This window comes from Streptomyces griseorubiginosus (assembly GCF_017614965.1).
Lineage (GTDB): Bacteria > Actinomycetota > Actinomycetes > Streptomycetales > Streptomycetaceae > Streptomyces > Streptomyces griseorubiginosus_B.
On record NZ_WVUG01000462.1, the window covers coordinates 1 to 5,127 of the forward strand.

At 72.6% G+C, this 5,127-nt stretch carries 5 protein-coding genes; 2 read left to right on the top strand and 3 right to left on the bottom strand.

Features of this window, described 5'->3' with window-relative positions:
• The first annotated feature begins 274 nt into the window (after positions 1-274).
• Positions 275-1,132 (top strand): fumarylacetoacetate hydrolase family protein, encoded by an 858-nt coding sequence (locus GRC12_RS41845; protein ID WP_208785685.1) that lies wholly within the window; start codon positions 275-277, stop codon positions 1,130-1,132.
• A 123-nt stretch (positions 1,133-1,255) separates the two neighbouring features.
• On the opposite strand, the gene GRC12_RS41850 is transcribed toward GRC12_RS41845, so the two are convergent.
• The 3 genes from GRC12_RS41850 to GRC12_RS41860 form a co-directional block, all read right to left on the bottom strand.
• Complete coding sequence (locus tag GRC12_RS41850; protein WP_208785686.1) at positions 1,256-2,122, bottom strand: LLM class F420-dependent oxidoreductase; 867 nt, start codon at positions 2,120-2,122, stop codon at positions 1,256-1,258.
• Positions 2,123-2,230: 108 nt separating this feature from the next.
• Positions 2,231-2,734 carry a heme-degrading domain-containing protein gene (locus tag GRC12_RS41855; protein ID WP_208785687.1) on the bottom strand — a complete coding sequence of 168 codons (504 nt, stop codon included), beginning with the start codon at positions 2,732-2,734 and terminating at the stop codon, positions 2,231-2,233.
• Positions 2,731-3,807: a Gfo/Idh/MocA family protein gene (locus GRC12_RS41860; RefSeq protein WP_208785688.1), complete on the bottom strand. Its 1,077-nt coding sequence runs from the start codon at positions 3,805-3,807 to the stop codon at positions 2,731-2,733. Before GRC12_RS41860 ends, GRC12_RS41855 begins: the two co-directional genes overlap by 4 nt.
• A gap of 56 nt (positions 3,808-3,863) precedes the next feature.
• Here GRC12_RS41860 and GRC12_RS41865 point away from each other — a divergent pair, with 56 nt between their 5' ends.
• Positions 3,864-4,979 (top strand): ROK family transcriptional regulator, encoded by a 1,116-nt coding sequence (locus GRC12_RS41865; RefSeq protein WP_208785689.1) that lies wholly within the window; start codon positions 3,864-3,866, stop codon positions 4,977-4,979.
• The last annotated feature ends 148 nt before the right edge of the window (positions 4,980-5,127 follow it).

A 5,127-nucleotide genomic window follows, 5' to 3' on the forward strand; every position in this document is an offset into this window, starting at 1 on the left:
GGTTCCGGGGCTGGGAGCGGTGACCAAGGCGATGCCGTTCCTGTCCTTCGCCACGCTCCTCACCGTGGCCGTGGTGCCGCTGGCGGCCGCGCTGTACGTCGTCACCGGTACGGCGTGGAGCGCGGTGGAGCGGGCCGTGCTGTACCGGTGACGGGGCTACGGTCCAGTACGTGAACCGGGTATTGCATACCGCACGCCGAGCTTGGAGGATCGACCAGTCCTCCGATGGCTGCACCCATCGGGCGGGCGCCCGCGATCGAGGGAGACTGTGACCATGAAGCTGCTGCGAGTCGGTACGGCGGGAGCGGAGACGCCCGCGCTGCTCGATGCCGAGGGGGTGCTGCGGGACCTGTCGGGTCTCGTGGCCGACATCGACGGGACGGTGCTCGCCGACGACGCGGCACTCGCGCGGATTCGCTCCGCGGGTGACGCCGGTGACCTGCCCGTTCTCGACGCGGCTGGGCTGCGGGTCGGCCCGCCGCTCGGGCGGATCGGCAAGATCGTGTGCATCGGGCTCAACTATCACGACCACGCCCGCGAGACCGGGGCCGAGCCGCCCGCCGAGCCGGTCATCTTCTTCAAGGCCGCGGACACGGTGGTCGGACCCCACGACACGGTGCTGGTTCCCCGGGGCTCGGTGAAGACCGACTGGGAGGTCGAACTGGCGGTCGTCATCGGACGTACGGCCCGTTATCTGGAGTCGGCGGAGGAGGGGCTCGCGCATGTCGCCGGGTACGCCGTCGCGCACGACGTGTCCGAGCGGGAGTTCCAGATCGAGCGGGGCGGGACCTGGGACAAGGGGAAGAACTGCGAGACGTTCAACCCGTTGGGGCCGTGGCTGGTGACGGCGGAGGAGGTGCCGGATCCGCAGGCGCTGTCGTTGAAGCTGTGGGTCAACGGGGAGTTGAAGCAGGACGGGACGACGGCGGAGCAGATCTTTCCCGTGGGGGAAGTCGTGCGGTACGTCAGTCAGTTCATGACGCTGTATCCCGGGGATGTCATCAATACCGGTACGCCGGCGGGGGTGGCGTTGGGGCAGCCTGAGCCCAAGCCGTTCTTGCGGGCCGGGGATGTGGTTGAGCTGGAGATTTCTGGGCTTGGGCGACAGCGGCAGGAGTTCAAAGACGCGTAGACGCTCCGCTGGGAAAGCCGGGGAACTGCGGCGATTCGTTGACTGCGGGCGTCTGTGGCTGGTCGCGCCCCGCGGCGGAGCCGCCATCGACACAGCCCCGCGCCCCTGACGGGGCGCTTGTCCCTAGGCCAGTAGAGATGCGAGGCGGCGCCAGGCCTCCCGTGGGAGGTGGTCTCGGTTGCCGCCGTCGACCACCTGGAGGGCCACGTGGTCGGCGCCCGCTGCGAAGAAGGCGTTGATGCGGGTGCTGATGGTCGTCTCGTCGCCCCAGGCGAAGACCGCGTCGACCAGGCGGTCGCTGCCGCCGTCGGCCAGGTCCTCCTCCGTGAAGCCGTGGCGGAGGAAATTGTTGGTGTAGTTGGGGAGGGCCAGGTACATGGCCAGGTAGTCGCGGGACACCGCGCGGGCCCGGGCCGCGTCCGTTTCCAGGACCACCTTCAACTCCGGGGCCAGCAGCGGGGATTCGCCCAGGATCTCGCGGGCGTACGCGGTGTGTTCGGGGGTGACCAGATACGGGATCGAGCCCGCCGCGCGGTCGCGGGCCAGCTCCAGGCTGCGCGGGCCCAGGGCGGCCAGCAGGCGGCGGTCGGCGGGGACGCCCGCCTCGTCGAGGGCGTCGAGGTAGGCGACCAGCGCGGAGTACGGGCGGCGGTACTGGTCCGTGAGCTTGGCGTGGCTCACGCCCAGGCCCAGGACGAAGCGGCCGGGATGGGACGACTCCAGGCCGGCGTAGCCCGCCGCGCTCTCCGCCGCCTCGTACTGCCAGATGGACTGGATGCTGGTGCCGACGGTGAGCGTCGAGGTCGCCTCGAGAAGGGGTGCGGCGTGCCGGGGCGCGCTGCTGCCGCCGAGCCAGACGGCGCCGTAGCCGAGCTGCTCCAACTCGGCTGCCGCTTCCGCGAGTTCGGCGCGGCGGGTCGGGTCCTCCGAGCGCAGGGCGGCGCTCCAGACGCCGTAGCGGCCGACGGATTCCTTCAGGGTGTCACTCACGGGTTCCCTTCCCTCCGGTCGGTGGCGCATACAACCGTGTACAAGCGCGTACAACCACGTACTACGGTGCCAACCGGAGGGGGGCCGAGGATCTTCCCCTTGCGGGCGTCAGCGCTTGAGGAACTCCTCCAGCGCCTCCACCACCAGCCGGTGGTCCTGCAGTTGCGGCAGTCCGCTCACCGTCACCGCGCCGATCACGCCGACGCCCTCGACGGTGATCGGGAAGGAGCCGCCGTGGGCCGCGTACTCGTCCGGGTCGAGGCGGGAGGAGTCCTCGAAGGTCGTGCCCTTGGCGCGGAAACGGGCGCCGACCAGGTAGGACGCGGAACCGTAGCGTTCGACGACCCGGCGCTTGCGGGCGATCCAGGCGTCGTTGTCGGGGGTGGAGCCGGGCAGGGCGGCGTGGAAGAGCTGCTGGCCGGCGCGGTGGATGTCGATGGCGACCGGGGCCTGGCGTTCCCGGGCCAGGTCGACGAGCAGGGAACCGAGGGCCCACGCGTCCTCGTGGGTGAACTGCCGGAAGACCAGACGGCGTTCCTGCGCCTCCAGTTCCTCCAGCGGCGGGGTGAGCTCCGGGTGGAACTTCGGGGTCAGCTCGGTGTTGTGGGTCACAGCTTCACCACCACTCCGTCGCGGGCCGAACGGCGGGCCGCCTCGAGCACGTCGAGCGCGGCGGCCGCCTCCGCGGCGGTCACCGGATTGGCGCCGTCGCCGTCGAGGGCCCTGGTCACGGCCGCATAGTACGCGGGGTAGTCCCCGGGGAGGGTCGGTACGGGAGTGCCGCCGCCGGTCGCCGGGGACTCCCCGGAGCCGATCCGGCCCCACGCCGACTCGGGCTCCCGTCCCCAGTCCGGACCAGGGCGCTCGCCCTCGCGCAGGGCCGCCTCCTGGGGGTCGAGGCCGTACTTGACGTACCCCGCCTTGGAGCCCAGCACCCGGAAGCGCGGGCCGAGTTGGGCGGTGGTGGCGGAGACGTAGAGGTGGGAGCGGACGCCGCCGGCGTGGGTGAGGGCGATGAAGGTGTCGTCGTCGGCCTCGGCGCCGGGGCGGCGGACGTCCGCCTCGGCGTACACGGCGGTGACGGGGCCGAAGAGGGTCAGGGCCTGGTCGACGACGTGGCTGCCGAGGTCGTACAGCAGACCTCCGATCTCCGCGGGGTCGCCGGACTCGCGCCAGCCGCCCTTGAGCTGTGGCCGCCACCGCTCGAACCGGGACTCGAACCGCCACACGTCCCCCAACTCGCCTTCGTCGAGGAGCTGTCGGAGGGTGAGGAAGTCGTTGTCCCAGCGGCGGTTCTGGAAGACGGAGAGGAGCAGCCCGCGGTCCTCGGCGAGGGCGGCGAGCTCGCGCGCCTCGGCCGCGGTGCCGGCGATCGGCTTGTCGACGACGACCGGGAGGCCGGCCTCGAGCGCGGTGGCCGCGAGCGTCACGTGCGTCTTGTTCGGCGAGGCGATGACGATCAGGTCCAGCTCGGCGGACCGAGCGAACAGCTCGTCGGGGGTGGCCGCGAGGCGCACGTCCGGGAACTCGGCGCGGGCCTGCTCCTGCCGCTCCGGGTTGGAGGTGACCACCGTGTCGAGGACCAGGCCCTCGGTGGCGGCGATCAGCGGGGCGTGGAAGACGGAGCCCGCGAGCCCGTAGCCGACGAGGCCGACGCGGCGGACAGAGGCAGTCGTACCAGTCATGCCCTCCACTTTCGCAACGCTGTTGCCAAAGCGCAAGTGGCGAAGACAATGGAGGCGTGAACCTGAATGGAGGGGTGAACCTTCTCGCCCTGCGCAGCCACAACGCCGCCCTCGTCCTCGACCTGCTGCGCACCGCCGACGCGGACGGCATCAGCCGGCTCGAGCTCGCCGAGCGGACGGGGCTCACCCCGCAGGCCGTCAGCAAGATCACCGCGCGGCTGCGGGCCGACGGCCTGGTGGCCGAGGCGGGGCACCGCGCCTCGACGGGCGGCAAGCCGCGGACGGTGCTGCGTCTGGTGCCGGAGGCCGGGCACGCGGTCGGGGTGCATCTGGACCGGGACGAGCTGCGGGCGGTGCTGGTCGACCTGGCGGGAGCCGTGGTGGGCGAGCGGCGGGCTGCGCTGGACTTCGGGGCGGGCGCGGAAGCGGTGGTACGGACGGTGGCCCGGGAGGTCGAGGCGTTGACCGGCGCCGGGGACGCCGAGGCGCCGACGGCCGTACGCCTGTCTGCTTCCGCGCCCCGCTCCCTCCTCGGCGTGGGCGTAGCCCTCCCCGGGCCCCTCGATCACGCCCGTGGAGTGCTGCACCGGGTCACCGGATTCCCCGAGTGGGACGGCTTCCCCCTGCGGGACGCGCTCGCGGGGCGGCTCGGGACGCCGGTCGTCGTCGACAAGGACACCAATGCCGCCGCGCTGGGGCTCGCCGTCGCCGGGGAGCGCGGATCGTTCGCGTATCTGCATCTGAGTACGGGGCTCGGGGCCGGCCTGGTGATCGGCGGCACCGTCCACCGCGGTGCCCGGACCGGCGCCGGGGAGTTCGGGCACCAGGTGGTCCGGTTCGACGGACCGGTGTGCGGCTGCGGCAACCGGGGCTGTGTCGAGGTGCTGTGTCTCGACGCCGTGGCCCGCGGTGACCTCGCCGAGGCGGCCCGGGTGCTCGGCGTCGGGGCCGGCAACCTGGTCGCGCTGCTCGACGTGGACGTCGTCCTGCTGGGCGGCCGTACCGTCGCCGCCGCCCCCGAGGCCTTCGTACGGGGCGTCGCCGCCGTCCTCGAGGAGCGGGCCCGGCGCGGCGGCGAGGAGCCGGTGCCGGTGCGGCTCGCCTCCGGCGAGGTCGCCGAGGGCGCGGCGCAGCTGCTGCTGGCCCCGCTGTTCGGGCGCGCGGAGGGCTGAGCCGGCGCCCGTCTCGGCCGATTGAGGGGATCGAGGGCGCCGTACGGAGCGGCACACCGAAACCGCCGCCCGCACCCGGCATGGTCATGTGTTCATGCGACTGCACACGCCCCTGTCCCTCTGCCTGGCAGCCGCCGCCCTCCTCCTC

Coding starts and splice junctions, on each gene's coding strand:
- GRC12_RS41860 (WP_208785688.1), bottom strand. CDS start 3,807: ATGACTGGTACGACTGCCTCTGTCCGCCGCGTCGGCCTCGTCGGCTAC.
- GRC12_RS41845 (WP_208785685.1), top strand. CDS start 275: ATGAAGCTGCTGCGAGTCGGTACGGCGGGAGCGGAGACGCCCGCGCTG.